Origin of the sequence: Aureimonas sp. ME7, assembly GCF_903970965.1 — a bacterium.
Lineage (GTDB): Bacteria > Pseudomonadota > Alphaproteobacteria > Rhizobiales > Rhizobiaceae > Aureimonas.
The window spans coordinates 53645-75769 of record NZ_CAJCKW010000004.1 but is presented as its reverse complement, the minus strand read 5'-3'; the positions used below and the strand labels follow the sequence as shown (position 1 = coordinate 75769).

General features: G+C 65.1%; 16 protein-coding genes. 5 read left to right on the top strand and 11 right to left on the bottom strand.

What is annotated here, in order from left to right:
- Positions 1–1011 carry an endonuclease/exonuclease/phosphatase family protein gene (locus H7A85_RS09100; RefSeq protein ID WP_182085623.1) on the top strand — a complete coding sequence of 337 codons (1011 nt, stop codon included), beginning with the start codon at positions 1–3 and terminating at the stop codon, positions 1009–1011.
- Here the strand turns inward: H7A85_RS09100 and H7A85_RS09095 are convergent, their stop codons facing one another.
- Together H7A85_RS09095 and H7A85_RS09090 are read right to left on the bottom strand one after the other, a co-directional pair.
- Positions 1012–1620 carry a glutathione S-transferase family protein gene (locus tag H7A85_RS09095; protein WP_182085622.1) on the bottom strand — a complete coding sequence of 203 codons (609 nt, stop codon included), beginning with the start codon at positions 1618–1620 and terminating at the stop codon, positions 1012–1014.
- Positions 1621–1662: 42 nt separating this feature from the next.
- Positions 1663–3327, bottom strand: coding sequence for an electron transfer flavoprotein-ubiquinone oxidoreductase (locus H7A85_RS09090; RefSeq protein WP_182085829.1), 1665 nt, complete (start codon positions 3325–3327; stop codon positions 1663–1665).
- A gap of 181 nt (positions 3328–3508) precedes the next feature.
- Between H7A85_RS09090 and H7A85_RS09085 the strand changes: the two genes are divergently transcribed.
- Together H7A85_RS09085 and H7A85_RS09080 are read left to right on the top strand one after the other, a co-directional pair.
- The gene (locus H7A85_RS09085) at positions 3509–4366 is read left to right on the top strand and encodes a uracil-DNA glycosylase (RefSeq protein ID WP_182085621.1); all 858 of its coding nucleotides are present in this window, start codon (positions 3509–3511) and stop codon (positions 4364–4366) included.
- A gap of 138 nt (positions 4367–4504) precedes the next feature.
- Positions 4505–4834: a hypothetical protein gene (locus H7A85_RS09080; RefSeq protein ID WP_182085620.1), complete on the top strand. Its 330-nt coding sequence runs from the start codon at positions 4505–4507 to the stop codon at positions 4832–4834.
- Positions 4835–4889: 55 nt separating this feature from the next.
- Here H7A85_RS09080 and H7A85_RS09075 read toward each other — a convergent pair whose 3' ends face one another.
- Entirely contained in the window at positions 4890–5840 is a 951-nt protein-coding gene (locus tag H7A85_RS09075) for a DMT family transporter (RefSeq protein ID WP_244631063.1), read from the bottom strand.
- Positions 5841–6071: 231 nt separating this feature from the next.
- Between H7A85_RS09075 and pepN the strand changes: the two genes are divergently transcribed.
- Positions 6072–8753 carry an aminopeptidase N gene (pepN, locus tag H7A85_RS09070; RefSeq protein WP_244631060.1) on the top strand — a complete coding sequence of 894 codons (2682 nt, stop codon included), beginning with the start codon at positions 6072–6074 and terminating at the stop codon, positions 8751–8753.
- A 228-nt stretch (positions 8754–8981) separates the two neighbouring features.
- Complete coding sequence (locus H7A85_RS09065; protein WP_182085619.1) at positions 8982–11339, top strand: PAS domain-containing sensor histidine kinase; 2358 nt, start codon at positions 8982–8984, stop codon at positions 11337–11339.
- Positions 11340–11346: 7 nt separating this feature from the next.
- Here the strand turns inward: H7A85_RS09065 and H7A85_RS09060 are convergent, their stop codons facing one another.
- From H7A85_RS09060 to H7A85_RS20820, 8 genes are all read right to left on the bottom strand, one after another.
- A complete protein-coding gene (locus H7A85_RS09060; RefSeq protein ID WP_182085826.1) occupies positions 11347–14304 on the bottom strand; it encodes a bifunctional [glutamine synthetase] adenylyltransferase/[glutamine synthetase]-adenylyl-L-tyrosine phosphorylase in 2958 nt (985 codons plus the stop codon).
- Positions 14285–15685 (bottom strand): HAMP domain-containing sensor histidine kinase, encoded by a 1401-nt coding sequence (locus H7A85_RS09055; RefSeq protein WP_244631059.1) that lies wholly within the window; start codon positions 15683–15685, stop codon positions 14285–14287. Before H7A85_RS09055 ends, H7A85_RS09060 begins: the two co-directional genes overlap by 20 nt.
- Before the next feature lie 42 nt (positions 15686–15727).
- The gene (locus tag H7A85_RS09050) at positions 15728–16405 is read right to left on the bottom strand and encodes a response regulator transcription factor (protein WP_182085618.1); all 678 of its coding nucleotides are present in this window, start codon (positions 16403–16405) and stop codon (positions 15728–15730) included.
- 115 nt (positions 16406–16520) lie between these two features.
- Positions 16521–18038 carry a Do family serine endopeptidase gene (locus H7A85_RS09045; RefSeq protein WP_182085617.1) on the bottom strand — a complete coding sequence of 506 codons (1518 nt, stop codon included), beginning with the start codon at positions 18036–18038 and terminating at the stop codon, positions 16521–16523.
- A 126-nt stretch (positions 18039–18164) separates the two neighbouring features.
- The gene (locus H7A85_RS09040; RefSeq protein WP_182085616.1) at positions 18165–18641 is read right to left on the bottom strand and encodes a cytochrome c-type biogenesis protein; all 477 of its coding nucleotides are present in this window, start codon (positions 18639–18641) and stop codon (positions 18165–18167) included.
- Positions 18642–18643: 2 nt separating this feature from the next.
- Complete coding sequence (locus H7A85_RS09035; protein ID WP_182085615.1) at positions 18644–20620, bottom strand: heme lyase CcmF/NrfE family subunit; 1977 nt, start codon at positions 20618–20620, stop codon at positions 18644–18646.
- Complete coding sequence (ccmE, locus tag H7A85_RS09030) at positions 20617–21096, bottom strand: cytochrome c maturation protein CcmE (protein ID WP_182085614.1); 480 nt, start codon at positions 21094–21096, stop codon at positions 20617–20619. Before ccmE ends, H7A85_RS09035 begins: the two co-directional genes overlap by 4 nt.
- Positions 21093–21809 (bottom strand): hypothetical protein, encoded by a 717-nt coding sequence (locus H7A85_RS20820; protein ID WP_244631057.1) that lies wholly within the window; start codon positions 21807–21809, stop codon positions 21093–21095. The genes ccmE and H7A85_RS20820 overlap by 4 nt, the downstream gene beginning before the upstream one ends.
- Positions 21810–22125 lie beyond the last annotated feature (316 nt).

The window sequence follows — 22125 nt, the reverse complement described above, 5'->3', positions numbered from 1 at the left end:
ATGGCGACATCGACCGCGAACAGGACGTGGGTCCGGGTCGGGCTGCGCGTCCTCGTGCTTGGGGCCAGCCTCGCCATCGGGCTGGGCTTCCTCGGAGCCTGGGTGCTGGCCTTCGACAGCGTGGCGCAGTTTCGCGTCCACCTTGCCGTTCTTCTTCTGCTGGCCGCACCCATCGTCGTCTGGATGCGGCTGCGGGCCAGCGCCGCATTCGCCGTGCTGATCGCCGCGCTCGGCATCGGCAGCGCCGCACCCTTCTTCTTAGCCGAAAAGGCCGATCCTTCCGCATCGGGCGCGGTCTACACGCTTCTTCAGATGAACGTCCTGTGGAAGGCGAGCGATCCGACGGAGGCGATCCGTCGGATCGCAGACGCCCGCCCCGACATCGTCACGCTCGAGGAGATCACGCCGGAATGGCAGGCGGCCCTCTCCTCGCTGGATACGACCTATCCCTTCCGCGTCTTCTGTCAGGACGCGGACGGCTTCCACGGCGATTCCGCCATCCTTTCGCGCCGGCCCTTCGTAGCGGGCACCGGAACGCATTGCGACAGCCGCAACTCGCTGGCGCTGGCGCGGGTCGATCTGAACGGCACCCCGGTCACGGTGGCGGCGCATCACCAGCTTTGGCCCTGGCCGGGCGAGCAATGGCAGCGGTTCGAGCGCATCCGCGAAACGCTCGGCGTTTTGCCCGAGCCGGTCCTCCTGGCGGGGGACTTCAATTCCGTGCCCTGGAGCGCGTTCCTGTCGGCCTATGCCGAGGCGACGCGAACCCGGGTCGTGCCGGGCATCGGGCCGACCTGGTTTCCCGAGCAGGTATCCGCCGAATGGGGTCGGTACTTCGGGTTGGGGATCGACAACGTCCTCGCCTCGCCCGCGATTTCGATCGTGCGGACGGAGCGCCTGAAGGCGACGTCCTCCGACCACCTTCCGGTTCTCGTCCACTTCCGCGTCGCGCCGTCGCAGCCCGAGGCGCCACAGCCCGAGGCGCCAAGCGTCGATGTCGCGGGCGGTTGATCAGCCGCCGGTGACGCGTCGGAACGCCGGCCGCTCCGTCAACCGGCCGACATAGGCCTGGATCGCCGGGTTGTCGGCGACGCGCGGCGCCTTGAACGTGGTCGCCCACCAGAGCTGCGCGCCGACATAAAGATCGGCCGCGCTGAACCGATCGCCGACGAGATAGTCCTTCGCGATCGTTCCCTCGAGCGTATCGATTACGTCGTCGTAGCTGCCCCATCCTGCCATGCCCTTGGGCAGCGGCGGCGCATCGGCGCGCATCATCCGCTCGATCAGCGCGGGCTCGAAGCAGGAACCGCAGAAGAAAAGCCAGCGATAATAGGTGCCGCGCTCGGGCGAGCCGGGCGCGGGCGCCAGATCGGCCTGCGGATAGGCGTCCGCGACCCAGGCGAGGATCGCCGCCGTTTCCGTCACCACCGTTCCGTCCGGCAGGACGAGGGTCGGAATCTTGCCCATCGGGTTCACGGCGAGAAGCGCGGGGTCTCGCGCGCCTGCCGGGTCGAAGGCGATCGGAACGAGCTCGTAGTCCGCCCTCGCCTCCTCCAGCATCCAATGGGCGGTGACGGCCCGGCTTCGCGGGTTGTGGAACAGCTTCAGCTTCTGCGACACGACGATCTCCCCATCCTCGGCAGTTCTAGGCGAACCGGCCGACTACATCGTCCCGTAGACCGGGCCTTCGGCACCCTGCGGGGGCACCCAGGTGATATTGCCGTTCGGATCCTTGATGTCGCACGTCTTGCAGTGAACGCAGTTCTGCGCGTTGATCTGATAGCGCGGGGCGTCGGCCCCTTCCTCGATCCACTCGTAGACCGCGGCCGGGCAATATCGCTGGGACAAGCCGGCATAGACGTCGTGCTCCGACGTCTTCTGGAGCGCGTAGTCCTTGACCCGGAGGTGGATCGGCTGATCCTCCTCATGGTTGGTGTTGGACAGGAACACCGAGGAGGTCTTGTCGAAGGTGAGGACGCCGTCCGCCTTCGGATAAGGGATCGGCTTGTGCCGGGCGGCCGGCTCGGTCGATGCGGCGTCCGTCTTGCCGTGGGCGAGCGTGCCGAACAGCGAGCGTCCGATCAGCTGATGCGCCCACATGTCGATGCCGCCGAGCACGACGCCGAGCGCCGTGCCGAAGCGCGACCAGAGCGGCTTGACGTTGCGAACGCGGAACAGATCGCGCCCGATCGGCGAGGACCGCCATCCCGCCTCGTAGGGGGTCAGCTCGTCCTGCGCGCGGCCAGCGCCGATCGCCTCCGCCGCGGCTTCGGCGGCCTGCATTCCGCTGGAGATCGCGTTGTGGACGCCCTTGATGCGCGGCACGTTGACGAAGCCCGCCGAGCAGCCGATCAGGGCGCCGCCCGGGAACACGAGCTTCGGAACCGACTGGTATCCCCCTTCCGAGATCGCCCGCGCGCCGTAGGAAAGACGTTTGCCGCCCTTCAGGAGCTCGGCGACGTCCGGGTGCGTCTTGTAGCGCTGGAACTCCTCGAACGGGTTGAGATAGGGGTTCTTGTAGTTCAGGTGGACCACGAAGCCGACATAGGCCTGGTTGCCTTCCAGATGATACAGGAAGGAGCCGCCGCCGGTGGACATGTCGAGCGGCCAGCCGAAGGAATGCTGCACGAGGCCCGGCTTCGCCTTCGCTGGGTCGATCTCCCAAAGTTCCTTGATGCCGATGCCGTACTTCTGCGGCTCGGCGCCGTCGGCCAGTCCGAACCGCGCGATCAGCTGCTTGGCCAGCGATCCGCGCACGCCTTCGCCGATCAGGACATACTTGCCCATCAGCGCCATGCCGCGCTGGAACGCCGGTCCCGGCTCGCCGGAACGCTCGATGCCCATGTCGCCGGTGGCGACCCCGACGAGCGCGCCGGCCTCGTCGAACAGAAGCTCGCTCGCCGCGAAGCCAGGATAGATCTCGACGCCAAGACCCTCCGCCTTTTCCGCCAGCCATTTGCAAACGAGGCCGAGCGAGACGACGTAGTTGTCGTGGTTGTCCATGAGCTTGGGCATGCCGAAATTCGGCAGGCGCACCCCGCCCTGGGGCCCGTAGACGTAGAACCGGTCCTCCGTCACCCGCTGGCGGATCGGGGTTTCCTCCGTGCGCCATTCCGGCAGGAGCTTGTCGAGCGAGGACGGATCGAGCACGCAACCGGACAGGATGTGCGCGCCGACCTCCGCTCCCTTCTCCAGGACGACGACGGAAAGGTCCGGGTTCACCTGTTTGAGCCGGATCGCCGCCGACAGACCGGCCGGACCCGCGCCCACGATCACCACGTCAAACTCCATCGACTCGCGATCGGGAAGCGTCTGGGTCATCGTCAGTCCTCGTCGTAGGGGCTTGATGGAATGAGTCTAACTGCGTGGATATGGCTTATCGGACGGGTTGGAAAGCGCAACCGCAAACTTACGTTTACGTAAGAATTTGCGACTGTCATTTCGACGCGCTTACCGAGCGCGCGGAAACAGGATGCGGCGCGGCGCGAAGCGAACTACAACGGGATCCATGCGGCATTCGGATCACCCCTCGGCCCTGGATCAATGGTCGGCGCTTCTCGACTGGTACGAGCGCGCCGGCGTTTGCAGCTTCGTGGCGGACGAACCTCGTGATCGGTTTGCGGAAACGGAACGCGAGGCCACCCGTCGCCGTCCCGACGGGTCCGCCGCGTCCGCACGGACGCAGCCGCAACCGACCGCGCGTCCCGCCGCTGCCGCCCCCCCTGCCATGGGGCTTCCCATGGCCGAGCACGGGCGGAGCGATATCGAGGATGCCAGATCAAAAGCGGCGAGCGCGCAGACGCTTGCCGAGCTTCAAGCCCTGCTGACGGCCTATACCGGCTGCGGTCTGCGGCAGACGGCCAAGAACCTCGTCTTCGGCAACGGTGCGGAAGACGCCGACCTCATGCTGGTCGGCGAGGCACCGGGACGCGACGAGGATCTGTCGGGTGAGCCGTTCGTCGGCCGGTCGGGACGCCTGCTCGATCGGATGCTCGGTTCGATCGGGGTGGCGCGCGACGCTGTGCGGGTTACCAACACCGTTCCCTGGCGTCCGCCGGGCAACCGGACGCCGACGCCCGCCGAAACCGAGCTCTGCCTTCCTTTCACGATGCGCCACATCGAACTCGTTCGCCCGCGCGTTCTCGTCTGCCTGGGATCGCCGGCATCGCGCGTGCTTCTGCGCTCGGACGAGGCCATCACGCGGCTGCGCGGGCGCTGGCTGAGCGTGACGACGCCGAACGGGCTGGAAATCCCTGCCATCGCCATGCTCCACCCCGCCTTTCTCCTGCGGCAACCCGGCCAGAAGCGCTGGGCCTGGCGCGATCTCCTGACACTGCGCGAACGCCTTGCGGAACTTGCGCGGTGATCCAACGACCGACCATCCGAAATTCCCGCTGACGTTTTTTTGAAACCAACCGCCAAAGTCGTTCGTTTGCCTTGCGATTTGGAAGCACCGAGGCCGCGAATGCGGTGGCCCGGCGCCCGAAACCGAAGGGAGTTCGACATGAAGAAGATGGCCATCATCGCTGCCGCCCTGATCGGCGCCGCCGGAATGGGAACCGCCGCCACAGCGCAGACCACGCGCGCCGGACAGGAGAAGGCGGTTCGTTACCAGCACGACCAGCAGCAGAAGGTCTGGCACGAGCAGCGCGTCCAGTCGGGTCAGCCCCTGGCTCGCGGCACCTACGGCGCGCCGGCCCGCAGCAATTTCGGTGGAACGGAAGCCGACAGTTCGGGCATCGAGCAGGCGCCGAAGAACCTCAGCATCCCGGGCTCGGGAACGGCGATCTACTCCTACGACGCCAAGAACAAGGCCTGGGCCTACGGCTACTGATCACGGCCCCACGTCGAAAACTTGAGAGCGCGGGTCCCTTCGGGATCCGCGTTTTCTATTTCGTCGGATCGGGCAGCCGGCGAACGAGGCGACGCTTCCGCGCCAGATGGTGCTCCCGCGCGATGATGAAGACGCCAGCCGACACGACAATCGAGCCGCCGATCAGTGTGCTCGCGCTGACCACCTCGCCGAAGACGAAGGCGCCGATCGCGATGGCCAGGATCATCGATGTGTATTCGAAGGGAGCGATGGTCGACGCTTCCGCGTAGCGATAACACGAGGTCAGAAGCAGCTGGCCGACGCCGCCGAACAAGCCCGCTACGATCAGAAGGGTCAGTTGCTGCGGATTTGGCCAGACCCAGCCGAAGGGAACGCTGATGAGGGCGACCGCGCTCGATGTCAGCGAGAAGTAGATCACCACGGTCGCCGTGCGCTCGGTCCGCACCAAGCGGCGGATTTGGATCATCGCGATCGCCGAAACGCAGGCGCCGGCGAGCGACGCGGCCATGCCGAAGCTTTGCTCGCGGCCGATGGAGCCTGCTCCAACCGTCAGGTTCGGCGCCGCAACCACGACGATCCCGAACAGGCCGAGCATCACGGCCGTCCAGCGATAGCGGCCGATGATCTCGCCGAGAAACACGGACGCGAACAAGACCGTCAGAAGCGGCGCCGCATAGGACAGCGTGATCCATTCGGGATAGGGCAGCCGCCCGATCGCGTAGAAGCCCAGGATCATGGACGTCACGCCGATCGCGCCGCGCAGGAAGTGGCCGCCGATATCGTCCGTGCGGAGCGCACTGCGAAGGGTACCGAGCCACAGAAGATAGATCAGGACGGGAACGAGCGCGAAGATGGAGCGGAAGAACACCAGCTGCCCCGCCGGGATTTCGGTGCCCAGCCCTTTGAGGGATGTCTGCATTCCCACGAAAGCGGTGACCGACAGCACCTTCAACCCGATGCCGAGCATGGGCCGCTGGTCGACGAAGGTGGGCGGCAAGGCGTTCATGAAACGAGACATCGCTGCGGTTGCGGACCGCCTGCGAACGCGGGCGGCATGGAAACGACCCCGCGCACTTCGATTCGGTCGGATGCGCGCATCGGCTCCGGGTGGTCATAGCATCCGCTTGCGATGCGTCGAGCGGCGATCGATAAGCCTGCCTCACCTTTCTCGAATCATCGCGACAAGGCGTGATCGACCGATCGAGCCGTTGGCAAGCCTTCGCTGCGAGGCTATCCGATGTCGGACCATTCCAAGCGGGGCGTAGCGACGATGAACAGCCACAACGAAGTCGAGGTGGTTCGGCTCGAAGACTACCAACCCTCCCCCTTTTCCATCCGCCATGTCGATCTCGACGTTTCGCTGCACGACGGGAAGGCCGACGTTTCCTCGCGGCTGACGATGCAGCGCCGACCGGGAGTGGACCGCGATACGCCGCTCGATCTCGACGCCGACCAGTTGACGCTCGCATCGTTAAGTCTGAACGGGACCGACATCGACCCGTCGCAATACGAGGTTTCCGCAAACCGACTGCGGATCCAAGGGCTCCCGGCGGACGAGGTCTTCGAACTTAAGCTGGAAACCCGTCTGCGACCGGAAGACAACACGCAGTTGATGGGCCTCTACCGGTCCAACGGCGTCTGGTGCACCCAATGCGAGGCCGAGGGTTTCCGCCGCATCACCTACTTCCTCGACCGGCCGGACGTCCTGGCGACCTACCGCGTCCGGATCGAGGCGGACCGGGACAGCGCGCCCGTTCTCCTTTCGAACGGCAATCCCGCCGGGCATGGCGATCTTTCGGAGGGACGGCACTTCGCGATCTGGGAAGACCCGCATCCGAAGCCATCCTATCTCTTCGCGCTGGTCGCCGGCAGGCTCGACGTTCTGGAGAACACGTTCCGCACGGCGAGCGGGCGCGACGTGGAGCTTGCGATCTACACCGAACCCGGCCTGTCGGACCGCGCCGCCTACGCCATGGATGCCACGCGCCGATCGATGGCATGGGACGAGCGCCGCTTCGGCCGGGAATACGATCTCGACGTCTTCAACATCGTCGCGATCTCGGACTTCAACATGGGGGCGATGGAGAACAAGGGTCTCAACGTCTTCAACCACAAATACGTTTTGCTGGGCCCCGACACGGCGACCGATGCGGACTATGCCGGCGTCGAGACCGTGATCGCGCACGAATATTTTCACAACTGGACCGGCAACCGCATCACCTGCCGGGACTGGTTCCAGCTCTGCCTCAAGGAAGGGCTGACGGTCTACCGCGACCAGGAGTTCAGCGCCGACGAGCGCTCGGCGACGGTGAAGCGGATTTCGTCCGTCCATGGGCTAAAGGCACAACAGTTTCCCGAGGACCAGGGGCCGCTCCAGCATCCGGTACGCCCGACCCGCTACCGGGAGATCAACAACTTCTACACGGCGACCGTCTACGAGAAGGGCGCCGAACTCGTCCGAATGATCGCGACGATCCTCGGCGAAACCGCGTTCCGCGCAGGCATGGATCTGTATTTCGACCGGCACGACGGCGAGGCCGCGACAATCGAGGACTTCCTGCGCTGCTTCGAGGAAGCAGGCGCGACCGACCTCACCCATTTCGCCCTTTGGTATCATCAAGCCGGAACGCCCGTCCTCGACGTTCGCGAGCGTTTCGCCGACGGGGCGCTGACGCTTTCCCTGTCCCAGAGCTTGTCGAAGGGCGCGGCGGGCACGGGCACCGAGCCCATGCACATTCCCATTCGCTTCGGACTGGTCGGGCGCGACGGGCAGGATATCGCGGCGGAGGCGTCGGCCGGCGGCGCCGAGATCGAAGGCGACGTCATCCATCTGACGACGAGGGACGCGGAGATCGTCTTCGATGGGTTGAACGAGCGTCCGCTCGTGTCGATCCTGCGGGACTTTTCGGCGCCCGTTGTTCTACGTCACGAACAGAGCTCTGCGGACCGGTTGGCCCTTGCGACCTTCGATCCCAACGGGTTCAACCGCTGGCGTGCCCTGAACGACATTCTCGGCGAAGCGTTGAAGAACGCTGCATTGCCGAGCCGGGACAGCAGCGCGACATCCTTCGACCTACAGATCGTCGACGCCATCCTTTCAAGCGCGCTGGACGAGCGCCTCGAGCCCGCACTCCGAGCGCAGATGATCGCGATTCCGGGCGAAGCGGAAATCGCGCGTCTTCTGGAGACTAATGTCAACCCGGAAGCGATCCATTCCGCGCGCGACGCGTTGATGTCCGCCGTTGCGCGGATCGGCGGGGAAAAACTTCGCGCCGTTCGGGACGAGCTGCTCGCGACGTCCGGCGCCTTCGGAACGGACGCCGCCAGCGCCGGGCGCCGAGCCCTTGCCAACGGCCTCCTGCATTTCCTGTCGGCGGGCGAGGTCGGACCGGGCGAGCTCCTTGCGATCTTTACCCGCGCCGACAACATGACGGACCGCCTGGCAGCGGCCACCCTCCTCGCCCATCGCTTTCCCGCCGCGCCGGAAGCCGCCGAGGCGCTGGACCGATTCTATGCCGCGTTCGAGACGGACGCCCTGGTTCTCGACAAGTGGTTCGCGCTGCAAGCCACGGTTCCCGCTCCGCAAACCCTGCAGACCGTGCGCCAGCTGCGCGATCATCCGAAGTTCTCGCTTTCCAATCCGAACCGAGCACGCGCGTTGATCGGCGGGTTTGCGACCGGAAACCAGCGCATCTTCCATGCGGCGGACGGCAGCGGCTATCGATGGGTCGCCGAGCAACTGGCCGAGTTGGACCAATTGAACCCGCAAACCGCCGCGCGGCTGGCCACGGCCTTCCGTTCGTGGCGCTCGTTCGAGCCGACCCGTCAAAGCGAAGCGCGCGCCGCCCTGCAGGCTTTGGCGTCGCAACCGAATCTCTCACGGGATTTGACCGATATTCTGACCCGGACCCTAGCTTGAAGAGCCTGATTCTAATGCGCACTGACGACGGATTTACCACTCGCTAACCACAGGTTTGGAAAGCGTTGGAAAACCGCTGTTGATCCCTTGCAACAATCAGAATTCAGGATTGCGCGGCCGCAGGAAACCGGCCGCGCGTTCTGGACATTTTGGGCCTCACCTGATTCATTAACCATCGGGTTCGGGCTTGCGGCGTTCGTTCCCATGAGATGACGGCGAGGGGTCGGAATGGTGGGTTCGGACGCGACACGCGCTCCGGCAAGGACGGATTCGTCCCTTGCATCGGAGAGATGGAGAACCCTGTTCCGGCGCGTACGGTTTCGTCTTCTGCACGGCGGCCATGGGCGGATCGCCGATCTCGAGCCGGTCCTGCGCGTCACGATTCCCTATCTCGTCATCGGGTTCCTTCTGATCCTCGCGATCGCGCGTCTCGTCGCGCTGATCGAGGAGCGTGACCTTCTGGAACAACGCGCTTCGGAGGACCTGCGCATCGCCGCCAGTTTGATGCGGGCGGAAGATGCCTCCTTGAACCACGCTCAAACGACCGATCCCAACACGCAGGCTCAGATCCTCCTGAACAGCGCCCTGCCCGCCTTCCTGAAGGAGAACGGGCTCGTGGCGATGGTTTCCGACAAGTCCGGCCGTGTGGTCGCCACCACCGCCGGGCACGAGGTCGCGCTCGGCCGAGAGATTGAAACGCTGGTGGACAGCAGCCAGCCGCTTCTCGTTTTTGGCGAGCGCGCCGGGGTGATGCCGGTGTCCTGGAACGGCGATGATGCCATGGCATCGGCGGCTCTTCTCGGCGGCTCGCTCGGCAGCATCGTGCTCCTGCGCGACGAAGGGCACGTCTTTGCCGAATGGCGCCGCTCGGTTTCGCTGAACGTCACCCTGTTCTGTGTCACCGCCCTGGTGCTCCTCGCCATCCTCGTCGCCTACTTCCGGCAGGCGACCCGCGCGGGCGTTGCCGACCGTCTTCTGAACGACCAGCACCACCGGGTGGAAACCGCCCTGTCACGGGGCCGATGCGGGCTTTGGGACTGGGATCTGGCGCGCGGACTGATGTTCTGGTCGCGCTCGATGTACGAAATGGTCGGGCTGGAGCCGCGCGACGGCGTCCTGTCGTTTTCCGAAGTGTCGGAGCTTCTGCATCCCGACGACGGCTCGTTCTTCGAGTTCGCCCGGCAGATTGCCTCTGGCAGCGTCGGCAATATCGAGCGCTCGTTTCGCATGCGCCATGTGGAGGGCCAGTACATCTGGCTGCGCGCGCGCGCCGAGATCGTGCGCAACCCGGACAACGAGATTCATCTGATCGGCGTCGCCGTCGACATCAGCGAGAACCACCTTCTCGCGCAGATGACGGACGAGGCCAACCTCCGGCTTCAGAACGCTGTCGAGAACATTTCCGAGACCTTCGTGCTCTGGGACGCGGACCATCGTCTGGTGCTCTGCAACACCAAATACCAGGAGGTCTTCGGGCTTTCGGATCAGGATGTCCGGCCCGGCACGCCGTTCGCCGCCGTTCGCGCGAAGGCGCGTCGGCCCATCGAGGAGCGCAAGCTGACGAGCCCGAGCTTCGTGCTCGGCGAGCGCGCCAGCGAAACGCTTCTAGCGGACGGGCGCTGGCTGCAGGTGTCCGAACGCGTAACCGGCGACGGAAGCCACGTTTCGATCGGAACGGACGTCACGCAGCTGAAGGTTCACCAGGAGCGCCTCAGCGACTCCGAGCGTCGTCTGATGGCCACGATCAACGACCTGTCGACCGCGAGACGCGACGCGGAGGCGAAAGCGCGCCAGCTCGCCGATCTCAATCGCAACTACATGATCGAGAAGGAACGCGCGGAAAGCGCCAACCAGGCGAAGACGACCTTCCTCGCCAACATGAGCCACGAGCTGCGCACGCCGCTCAACGCGATCATCGGCTTCTCCGAAATCATGCGCGAGGAAAGCTTCGGTCCGATCGGCAACGGCAAGTACACCGAATATGCCGCCGACATCCATCAAAGCGGCCACTACCTCCTCAAGCTGATCAACGACATTCTCGACATGTCGAAGATCGAAGCCGGGCGAATGGCGCTGGTGCAGGAAGTGCTGGACCTTCCGGCGATCCTGGCCGAGGCGATCCGCATCGTCGAGGTTCCGGCGGCGTCCAAGTCGCTGGACATGCGGCTGGAGATGCCGGACGCCCTCGTGCTTTCGGGCGATCGTCGCGCGACCAAGCAGATCCTACTCAACCTTCTTGCGAACGCCGTGAAGTTCACGTCCCCCGGTGGCGAGGTACGGATCCGCACCCGCGTTCGCGGGGCCTATGCTGTAATCACCATCGTGGACAACGGCATCGGCATTCCGCGTGAATCGCTGCGCAACCTGGGTCGACCCTTCGAGCAGGTCGAAAACGAGCTGACCCGGACGCACAAGGGGACCGGTCTCGGCCTCGCCATCGCCCGCTCGCTGATCGAACTGCAGGGGGGCTCGATGTCGATCACCTCCTCGCCCGGTCGGGGAACGGCTGTCAGCTTCCGCCTTCCCTACTCCGACGTCGAAAACGAGCCCGAATCGATCGAGAGCCAATTGTCGCGCGCCGCCTGAGACAGCATCAGGCGCCGGCCCCTGAATGATACGGAACGAGTTCGGCGAAGATCGCACGCACCTCGGCCGCCGTTTCCCCCACCTGAGGTTCGACGCCCGAGCGGTCGGCCAAATCGAGCGTTCCGGCGAGGCGGTCGGCCAACGGGGCGGGAAGGTCGGCGATGCACATGGCCTTGTCCGGCCCGAGCCGCAGGATCTGCATCACTTCGGTGAGTTCTGCCATCGCGTTCGGCAGCCGGTCGATATCCGAACGCTGTTCCATCAATGACTCACGCAAGACCTTCAGGACGTCGCCGGTCGGCGTTCCGATGGCGTCCAGCGGAACTCGGCCCGTCAGAATCCCCCACTGCGCCAGGAACTCGAGATCGGTCAGGCCGCCGACGATCCGCTTGAGATCGAGAGGACCGCGCGCAGGCTTCTGTGCTTCGAGCCGAGCGCGCATGTCGGCGACGTCGTCGGTCAGCAACGGATCGCCCTCATGCGATCGGATGGCCTCCCGGATCGCCTCGCCGATCTCGGCGCGCAGGTGGTCGTCTCCCGCCACCGTTCTGGCGCGGGTCAACGCCATGCGCTCCCACGTCCAGGCTTCGCTCTGATACTTGCGAAAGCTGCCGATCGCGGTCGCGAGCGGTCCCTTGTTGCCCGATGGGCGAAGGCGGAAATCCACCTCGTAGAGGACGCCTTCGGCGGTGGGCGCCGTCAGCGCCGAGATCAGGCGCTGCGTCAGCCGCGCGTAATAGGTCGAAACGGCCAGCGGGCGTTCCCCGTCGGACGTCTCGGCACCCTCGGCATGGTCGTAAAGCAGCATCAGGTCGATATCGGAATTTGCGGTCAGTTCACGCGACCCGAGCCGTCCAAGCCCGAGCACCGCCAAGCGCCCTCCTTCCACATGCCCATGCGCGCGCACGAACTCCGCCTCGACGACGCGAAGCACCTCCGCCAGCACGGTTTCGGCGAGATCGGAGAAGGCCAGCCCCGCGCTCGCTCCGTCGAGCGACCCCGACAAGAGACGTACGCCCACGAGGAAGCGTTGCTCGGAGGCGAAGATGCGCAGGCGATCGAGGCGCTCTTCCAGGAACCTCGCGTCGGCCAGAAACGCGCGAAGGCGATCCCGGATCAGATCGCGCGTGGGCAGTTCGTCGTAGAAGGCCGGATCCAGCAGCGCGTCGAACACATGCGGGCGGCGGGCGATCGTGTCGGCCAGACGCGGCGATGAGTTGATGACGAGCGCCAGGAGATCCAGAAGACGCGGGTTGGAAGCGATCAGCGAGAAGAACTGGAGGCCGGAAGGGAGACCTTCCAAAAACCGGTCGAAAGCCATCAGGGCGGAGTCCGGGTCCGGTCCGTCCGCAAAGGCGCCGAGCAGGAGCGGCAAGACGGCGCGAAGCTGATCGAGCGCCGCCTCCGATCGCGTCGCGCGGTAGCGTCCCGTGCCCCAGCGATGAACGATCCGGGCGATGTCTGCGGGGCGCGCATATCCTTTGGCTTCCAACCATCGCCGCGCATCCGCATCGTCCTCATCCTGCATGAGGGCATCGACGTCGGATCGCTCGCGTTCCGTATCGCCTCGCTCCAGAAAGAGATCGGCGAAGCGCTGTCGGATCCCTTTCTGGTAGGCTAGAAGCTCCGCACCGAAGCCTTCGGTATCGGCGAAGTTGCAGAGCCTCGCGATCCGCACCAATTCTTCCTGCGTCTGCGGCAGCGTATGACTCTGCTCGTCGGCGACCATCTGGATCGCGTGTTCGACCCGCCGCAAAAACCAGTAGAACCCTGTCAACTCGTCGGCGACCTGCGGCTTCACCCACCCCGCCTCGGCCAGCCGCCGAAGACCCTCGTCCGTTCGGCGGGTACGCAGAGCGGGCATCCGCCCGCCCGCGATCAATTGCTGCGCCTGGACGAAGAACTCGATCTCGCGAATGCCCCCGCGCCCCAGCTTGACGTTTTGCCCCAGCACGCCGACGCTCTCGAAGCCGCGATGCCGGTCGATCTTCGCCTTCATCGCCTGAATGTCGGCAATCGCCACGAAGTCGAGATAGCGACGCCAGACGAAAGGCGCGATGTCGCGCATGAACGCCGCGCCGACGTCGGGGTCGCCGGCGATCGGCCGCGCCTTGATCATCGCCGCGCGCTCCCAGTCGCGTCCCGCGCCCTCGTAGTAGACGAGCGCGGTCGGGATCGGGATGGCGAGCGGCATGGCCGAAGGGTCCGGGCGCAGTCGCAGGTCGGTCCGGAACACATAGCCGTCGCGCGTTCGCTCGCCGATCATCCGGACGAGGCGGCGTCCAAGCCTGGAAAACATCTCCACCCCTTCCATCCGATCGACGATCGATGGCGTTTCGGGTTCGAAGAAGAGGATGATGTCGATGTCGCTGGAATAGTTCAGCTCGCCGCCGCCGAGCTTACCCATCCCTAGGATCGTGAGGCCGCAGCCGATCTCGGGCGCATCGGGATCGGGCAGATCGAGTTGCCCACGGCGGTGGAGGTCGAGAAGGCAGAAGCGGAGCGCGCGCCGGACGGCTGCCTCGGCAAGGTCCGAGAGATCGGCTGTCGTGCGAGCGGGATCGGCTGCGCCGAAGAGGTCGCGCAAGGCGATGAGGAAAGCCGCCTCCGCTTTCGCGACACGCAGTTCCGACATCTGCGAGGCTTCGCTGGCGTCGGAAGGAATGGGGGCGTCGAGGGCATCGATGATTTCGCGAATGCGACTGCCCGCATCCGTCGAAAACAGACGTTCGATCCACTGCGGGAAGCGCTCCGCCAGGCCGGCGAGATAAGGGGAAAGCGACAACGCCGATAGGAGCCGATCGGCGTCGTACGAGCGCTCGTCCAGCCAGGATGAAAGGGTGGGAAGCTCGGCCTCCCGCGCTCGCGTCGTCAGTTCCGCTCGTCGGCGATCGAGTTCATCTCGTGACAGGGGCTGGATTCGACCCGCTCCCCCGATCCGCAACTCAAGGCTTGAGCCGTCCATCATCCGTCTGACCCGACCTCTTCGTGGGAATGTCGAGGGTGACTTTGAGCCCGGGCTTCGCATCGTCAAGCATCAACGTGCCCCCATGCAGCGCCGCGATCGCCTGCACCAACGACAAACCGAGGCCGGAGCCGGGTTTGGATCGGCTTTCGTCCAAGCGAAAGAAGCGTTCCAGGACGCGCTCGCGCTTATCGTCCGGGATACCGTTGCCGTTGTCGGCCACCGATAGACGGCAACGATCGTCGATCTGCTGGAGGGAAACCGAAATCCGGAGATCCCGGTCCGACAAGCCGTATTTCAAGGCGTTGTCGATGAGGTTGGAGATAGCTTGCGAGATGAGTTCGCGGCTGACGGGAGCCACCACCGGATCGGGCGCGTCCACAAGGAGCGTTCCGCCGATATCCTCGGCCAAGGGCTCGTAGAGTTCCGCCACATCCGATGCGATCGCGGCGAGATCGACCGGAGTCATCAACGCCGGATGCGATCCCGCCTCGACGCGGCTGATCATCAGAAGCGCGTCGAAGGTGCGGATCATCCCATCGGCCTCCGCCAAGACCGCTTCCATAGCCTGACGGGTCGTCCGCTCGGGCGCCTCCTCCCCAAGCGCCGCCTCGACACGGTTACGCAGGCGCGTCAGTGGGGTCTTGAGGTCGTGCGCGATGTTGTCGGAAACCTGCCGCAGCCCTTCCTGAAGCAAGGCGATCCGCGCCAGGAGCACGTTGAGCTTCTCGGACAGACGATCGAACTCGTCGCCCGTTCCCGCCAGCGGAAGGCGCTCGCTGAGATCGCCCGCCATGATCCGAGCGGTGGCCGCCGACATCCGATCCAGTCGATGAAGGGCCGTTCGCCCCACTAGGAACCAAGCCAGGAGAGCGCCGAACGTCATCAGGATCAACGCCAGAAACAAGGCGTTGCGAACGATCACCCGGATCCGCTCCTGATCGGTCTGGTCCCGCCCGACGAGGAGACGCATCCCGTTGGGAAGCTGCACGACCTGTGCGATCGCCGTGTGGTAGCGATCCCGCTCGGTATCGGTGAAGCGCGCGTAACGAAACGGCGACGACTTGAACCCCGCATCGTCCAGAAGGCCCGCCTCGAGGCTCTGCACGTTCCCAGCCAGGATCAGTCCGGTCGCGTCGGTGACGAGATAGAGCGAAGCCCCGGGTTGGCGCGCGCGCCGGTCGATCGAACGCACCACGCCCGCGATCCCCGTCGTCTGATAGATGCGGTCGAGGATCTGGATCTCGTCGGAAATCGTGTCGCGGCTTTGCGTCTGCAGGATCGTCGAAGCGGTTTCCGTCACGTAGACGAGAAGGATCGTCGCAAACAGCGCGAAGAGCCCGAGATACACGGCGGACAGTCGAAACGCAGTGACGCGCATCAACTCCCGCACACGGAACAGCGTCGGCCTGCGCAAGGCGGCTCAGTCGCCGGCGCGGATGATGTAGCCCGAGCCTCGCACCGTATGGAGCAGCGGCTCGCCGAAATCGCGCTCGATCTTGGAGCGCAACCGCGAGATGTGAACGTCGATGACGTTGGTCTGCGGGTCGAAGTGATAGTCCCAGACGTTCTCAAGAAGCATCGTCCGGGTCACCACCTGACCTGCATGCTTCATCAGATATTCGAGCAGCCGGAACTCGCGCGGCTGCAGAATGATCGTCTTGCCGCCACGCTTCACCTCGTGCGACAGCCGATCGAGTTCGAGATCGCCGACACGGTAGACGGTTTCCACGTCCTTGGCCCCGCGTCGCCGGCCCAGGATCTCGACGCGCGCGAGAAGTTCGGTGAAGGCGTAGGGCTTGGGCAGGTAGTCGTCGCCGCCGGCCCGCAGCCCAGTCACCCGGTCATCCACTTGACCAAGAGCCGAGAGGATCAGGACCGGGGTCGTCACCCCCTTCTCGCGAAGGCTGGATATCACCGACAGCCCGTCGCGTTGGGGAAGCATGCGGTCCACGACGAGCACATCGTAGGCTTGCGTCTCCGCCATATGGAGCCCCGTTTCCCCGTCGCCCGCATGATCGGGAACGTGGCCGGACTCCTTCAAAGCCTTTGTCAGGTAGGAGGCGGCCTCTCGGTCGTCTTCGATGATCAGAATACGCATAGACTCGGATGTAGGGGAGCGCGCGGACATCGTCATCACTGTTACCCTTCGCCGGATCGATGGGAAAGCGGGAGCGGCGTTCGCACGCCGCCCCCATGGCTAACCTATCAGGCGATCAGCTTCCGCTGATCGGCAGAGCCACGAAACGGTTCTGATCACCGTTGCGAAGCTGGAACAGCGCCGCCTTGCGCCCGGAGGATGCCGCACTCTTGATCGCGGTCTCGACCTCGCGCTGCGACTTCACGGGCGATCCGTTCACCGCCACGATCGTGTCGCCGGCCGAGACGCCCCGGTTGGCAGCTTCCGAATCCGGGTCGACATCGGTCACCACCAGCCCGTCGCCTTCGTCGGACGGTGTCAGCGTCAGACCGTAGCCGCTGAGCGAGGACGGGTTGACCGGCACGTTGCGGCCGCCGCCCGCGTTCGATGCCTCATCCAGATTGGCGAGATCGCCGAGCTGAACCTTGATGTCCTGCGCCTTGTTCGCGCGCCAGATCGTCACGTCGATGGACGTGCCGGGATTGTACTCCGCCACCTTTCGGGCCAACTCGCGCGGACCGTTCACGGTTTCCCCGTTTACGGCCGTGATCACGTCGCCCGTCTGAATGCCGGCCTTCACTGCGGGGGTATCGGTGTCGGGAAGCGTAACGATCGCACCCTTCTCCTCCTTCAACCCAAGCGCTTCCGCAATGTCCTTCGTCACTGGCGCAATCTGAACACCGAGCCAGCCGCGCTGCACGCTGCCGTTGTTGCGGAGCGACTGAACGACGCTGCGGGCGGTGGAGGCGGGAATGGCGAAGGCAATACCGACGTTGCCGCCGGACGGCGAGAAGATCGCGGTGTTGACGCCGATCACCTGGCCCTCGAGATTGAAGGCGGGACCGCCCGAATTGCCGCGGTTCACCGCCGCGTCGATCTGGATGAAGTCGTCGTAGGGGCCAGCGCCGATGTCCCGTCCGCGCGCGGAGACGATGCCGGCCGTGACCGAACCGCCGAGCCCGAACGGATTGCCGACCGCCACCACCCACTCGCCGACCCGGACCTTGGAATCGTCGGCGAAGTCGACATAGGTGAACTTCCGGTCGCCGCCGTCCACCTTCAGGAGCGCGAGATCGGTCCGCGAGTCCGCACCGATCAACTTGGCCGTCAACTCGGTCCCATCATCGAGAACCACGGTATAGTCGCTGCCGCCTTCCACGACGTGGTTGTTGGTCACGAGGTAGCCGTCGTCGGAAACGAAGAAGCCGGACCCCTGAGCCATGCCTTGGCGCGGACTGCGGCGGGGACCCTGCTGGCTTCCCGGACCGCCCTGCCCGTTCGGGTTGCCGAACTCGAAGAAGCGGCGGAGCGGGTGGTTCTCCGGCAGATTGTCGAACGGCGACTCGGCGCTGTCGGAGCGATCGGCGGCCGGCTTGATCTGCTCGCGAACGCGCACGGACACGACAGCCGGCGAAACCCGATCCACCACGTCGGCGAACCCAGGGTTCTCGTTCGCGGGCTGAACGCGAACAGGTTCGGCGAAGCTCGGAACGACGTTGGAGACGACGCCGCCGGCGAATGCGACGCCCGCCATGCCGGCAGCCAGAACGGCGGCGGAGAAGCGACGCTTGGTCTTGGTAAACTGGATGCTCATGGAGGAACCCTCGTTCGTTTCCCGATCCGGCGGCAGCACGAGTGTCGTCTGCCCGATGGATGGAACTTAGGGAAAGGAACGTTACGGCAAGTTTTCGCCTCGATGAAAGCTTCGTAAGGTGCGCTTTCAGCGCCGCGCGTCGCCCGTTTCGTCGAGAAGCGCGCGCAAGCGGGTTTCCTCCTCCGGACTCAAATGGGCTGTTGATGCCGTAGGGATGCGATTCCGGCGGACAAGCAGCACACCCCCGATCGCCAGCAGGACCAAAGGCGTGCCCCACAGAACAGCGGTTTCCCATTCGAGGCGCGGGCGAAGAAGAACGAATTGCCCGTATCGCGACACGAGGTAGTCGAGCACCTCGCCATCGTCGTCGCCTGCCTGCAACCGCTCGCGCACGAGGATGCGCAGATCTCGCGCCAGCGGCGCGTCGGAGTCGTCGATCGACTGGTTCTGGCAGACCATGCAACGCAGACCTGCCGAGAGGTCGCGCGCGCGCTGTTCGAGCTTCGGATCGGCCAACATTTCGTCCGGTCGGACGGCCCAGGCCGGCGAGATCGCGGTGAGCGCAGCAAATGCTAGGGCCAGCCGGAGTCTCGCGCGCGTCATCTTCAAACCCGTACCGCGACCGAGCGTCGACGCGCTGGCGCTCCTACGCGCAACCGCCGATCGCTCAAGGACACGAGCCCACCGAGCGCCATCGCGACCGCGCCGAACCAGATCAGCGTCACCATCGGCTTCCACCAGATGCGAACGACGGTTTCCCCTCCGTTCGCTCCGGCATCGCCCAACGAGATATAGAGCTGGCTGAAAACGAACGTATGGATTCCCGCCTCGGTCGTCGGCATCTGCCGCGCGGGGTAGAAACGCTTGGCGCTATCCATTTGCGCGAACGCCGCTCCCTGCCGCAGCAGGGTGAAATGTCCGACATCATCGCGATAGTTCGGCCCCTGGCGCGGCTCCTGACCGTCGTAGCGTATCTGCACCCCGCCGGCTTCGACGATTTGGCCCCGTGCCATCGTCGCCACCATTTCCGTATCGAAGGCGCTGACGCAGACGACGCCCATCAGCGTGACGCCAACACCGAAATGCGCCAGCGCCGTTCCAAAGGCCGATCGAGGCAGCCCTCGGAGTCGTCCCCCCGCAACCCGCCAACCAACCTTTCGAACCCCGGAGCGCTCGACGAGATCCACCAGGGCTCCCGCCATGACCCAGGCTGCCAAGGCGATGCCGAATGCCGCCAGCACCCTCAGACCTTCCGTCATGGCCAACGTCAGCACGCCCGCTCCAAGCGCTGCGCCCACCGCGAAATACAGGCGCTGCGCCGCTCCCAGAAGATCGCCCCGCTTCCAGGCGAGAAGCGGCCCGAAGGGAACCGCGAACAGGAGCGGAACCATCAGCGGCCCGAACGTCAGATCGAAGAACGGTGCGCCGACGGAGATTTTCTCGCCCGTCAGCACCTCCAGAAGAAGCGGATACAGGGTCCCGACCAGCACGGTCGCGGTGGCCGTGGTGAGGAACAGATTGTTGAAGACGAGCGCTCCCTCGCGCGAGATCGGAGCGAACAAACCGCCGACCTCCAGATCCGCCGCCCGCCACGCGAACAGGGCGAGGGAACCGCCGATGAAGATGCAGAGAATGGCGAGAATGAACACCCCACGCTCGGGATCGACGGCAAAGGCATGGACCGAGGTCAACACGCCGGATCGCACCAGGAACGTGCCGAGAAGGCTGAGCGAAAAGGTGAGGATCGCCAGCAGCACGGTCCAGATCTTCAGGGCCGACCGCTTTTCCATCACCGCCGCCGAGTGCAGCAGAGCCGTCCCGGAAAGCCAGGGCATGAAGGACGCGTTCTCCACCGGGTCCCAAAACCACCACCCGCCCCATCCGAGCTCATAGTAGGCCCAGTAGGATCCCATCGCGATGCCCGCCGTCAGAAACAGCCAGGCCAAAAGGGTCCAGGGTCGAACCCACCTTGCCCAAGCCGCGTCGATCCGTCCTTCGATCAGCGCCGCCACCGCGAAGGAGAAGGAAATCGAGAAGCCGACATAGCCGAGGTAGAGGAGCGGCGGATGAATCGCGAGGCCGATATCCTGTAGGATCGGGTTGAGATCCTGCCCCTCGAACGGCGCCGGCACGACGCGCGTGAACGGGTTCGATGTCAGCAGAATGAAAAGGAGAAATGCTGAAAGCACCCACCCCTGCACTGAAAGCACCGTCGCCTTCAGGCTGGGCGGAAGGCTGCGGCCGAAGGAGGCGACGAGGCTGCCGAACAAGGCGAGGATCAGCACCCAGAGGAGCATCGAACCCTCGTGGTTCCCCCATACACCGGTGACCTTGTAAAGCATCGGCTTGGCCGAATGCGAATTCTCGACGACGTTCAGAACCGAGAAGTCGGACCCAACATAGGCCGCCGTCAGCGCGCCGAAGGCGAGCGCCAGGAGAACGAACCCAGTGATCGAAGTCGTCGAGCCGGCTTCCATGAGTCGGACGTCGCCGACCCGTGCACCGATCAGCGGCAGCACGGACTGGACCAGCGCAGTCCCGAGGGCCAGCACCAGCGCGAAATGTCCGAGTTCGACGATCATGAGCCCGCACCCGGCACCACCCGGTCGGCAACCGGCACCACCGATCCCTCCTTCCAGATCCCTCGCGCCTTCAGATCGTCCACCACTTCCTTGGGCATGTAGGTTTCGTCGTGCTTGGCCAGAACTGTGTCGGCCACGAAATGCCCATCCCCTTCCAAATGCCCTTCCGCCACGATCCCCTGCCCCTCGCGAAAGAGATCGGGCAGGAGGCCGACATAGGCGACCGGGACGCTTTCCACCGTATCGGTCACACGAAAGGATACCGCTCCGCCTGCCTGCCGCTCAACGCTTCCTGTCTCGACGATACCGCCAAGGCGAATCCGCTGAGAGCTGTCGGGCATGCGGTTGCGAATGTCGGTGGGCGAATGGAAGAACGCGACGCTGTCCGAAAGGGCGGTCAGAACGAGTCCAGCCGCCGTCGCCAACACGGCGAGCATGCCGAAGATCGTCGCCAATCGTTTGCGCTTGCGGGTCATGGGTCTCTCGTATCGTCGGCGATCCCGAGCGTTCGGGCAAATCGGACGATGTCCATACGTTCGGGGGAACCCGACGGAAATGCGGCCTCCGCTTCGGCCAGCGCCGCAGTCGCACGCGCGCTATCGTTCAGGACGACGTAGCTCCGCATCAGTTGCTTCCATCCGTCCACGTCCTGCGGCGATGCCTTCAGGCGATCCGCCAGGCCGGAAACCATCCCTTCGACCATCCGACCCCGGTCATCCTCGGAAAGCTCGGCGGCGGCATCCACATTGGCCTGCGTCGGGCCCAAACCTTGTTTCGAGACGCCACGCGCGTCGGCGAGCGCTGCCTCGGCGATCGGCCTCCAGGGACCATCCGCCGGTCCCGTCCGCAACAGTTCGCTCCAGGCGTCCGCCGCCTCGGCTGTCCGACCTTGCTGCGAAAGGGCCAGGGCCATGTAGAAACGCGCAGGCGTCCATGACGGGTCGAGGGCGAGCGCCGAACGGAACTCCGTTTGCGCCTGTTCCGTCACTCGGCCATCCGCCGCTTGCACGAGCGCCTCTCCGAGCCCCGCGTGCTTCTGCGCCGTCGGCGCTGTCAGCCGAAGGGCGTTGCCGAATGCATGCACGGCCTTTTCGGCTTCTCCCATCTGCAGATAAACCGGGGCGACGACGCTCCAACCAGCACCGTCGTCCGGTCTCGCGGCCAAACGACGTTCGATCTCGGCCACCATGGACGGTAGGTCCGTCGGCTGATCGAGGTTCTGACGAAGAGCGAGCGGTTGATCGGGCACCTCGGGCGAACCCCAGCGGTCGTAGAAGAGGAACGCCCCGATCGGCAAGAGAAGCGCGACGGCCAGCCCGCACCACTGTGCCCAACGTCCGCCCCCCGCCGGACCAGCAGCATTCCTCGTCTCATCGTGCGCGCGAAGAAGGCGTCTTGCGATCTCGGCCCGTGCGGTTGCAGCTTCCTTTGCGCCGATCGACCCCTTGCGCTCGTCGAGCTCGAGCTCGGTCAATTGGGCGCGATAGACTTCTTCATCGTGTGCG

Coding starts and splice junctions, on each gene's coding strand:
- H7A85_RS09060 (WP_182085826.1), bottom strand. CDS start 14,304: ATGGACGGCTCAAGCCTTGAGTTGCGGATCGGGGGAGCGGGTCGAATC.
- H7A85_RS09100 (WP_182085623.1), top strand. CDS start 1: ATGGCGACATCGACCGCGAACAGGACGTGGGTCCGGGTCGGGCTGCGC.
- H7A85_RS09045 (WP_182085617.1), bottom strand. CDS start 18,038: ATGAGCATCCAGTTTACCAAGACCAAGCGTCGCTTCTCCGCCGCCGTT.
- H7A85_RS09075 (WP_244631063.1), bottom strand. CDS start 5,840: ATGAACGCCTTGCCGCCCACCTTCGTCGACCAGCGGCCCATGCTCGGC.
- H7A85_RS09085 (WP_182085621.1), top strand. CDS start 3,509: ATGCGGCATTCGGATCACCCCTCGGCCCTGGATCAATGGTCGGCGCTT.
- H7A85_RS09040 (WP_182085616.1), bottom strand. CDS start 18,641: ATGACGCGCGCGAGACTCCGGCTGGCCCTAGCATTTGCTGCGCTCACC.
- H7A85_RS09065 (WP_182085619.1), top strand. CDS start 8,982: ATGGTGGGTTCGGACGCGACACGCGCTCCGGCAAGGACGGATTCGTCC.
- H7A85_RS20820 (WP_244631057.1), bottom strand. CDS start 21,809: ATGGTGGCCGAGATCGAACGTCGTTTGGCCGCGAGACCGGACGACGGT.
- ccmE (WP_182085614.1), bottom strand. CDS start 21,096: ATGACCCGCAAGCGCAAACGATTGGCGACGATCTTCGGCATGCTCGCC.
- H7A85_RS09035 (WP_182085615.1), bottom strand. CDS start 20,620: ATGATCGTCGAACTCGGACATTTCGCGCTGGTGCTGGCCCTCGGGACT.
- H7A85_RS09055 (WP_244631059.1), bottom strand. CDS start 15,685: ATGCGCGTCACTGCGTTTCGACTGTCCGCCGTGTATCTCGGGCTCTTC.
- H7A85_RS09050 (WP_182085618.1), bottom strand. CDS start 16,405: ATGCGTATTCTGATCATCGAAGACGACCGAGAGGCCGCCTCCTACCTG.
- pepN (WP_244631060.1), top strand. CDS start 6,072: ATGTCGGACCATTCCAAGCGGGGCGTAGCGACGATGAACAGCCACAAC.
- H7A85_RS09080 (WP_182085620.1), top strand. CDS start 4,505: ATGAAGAAGATGGCCATCATCGCTGCCGCCCTGATCGGCGCCGCCGGA.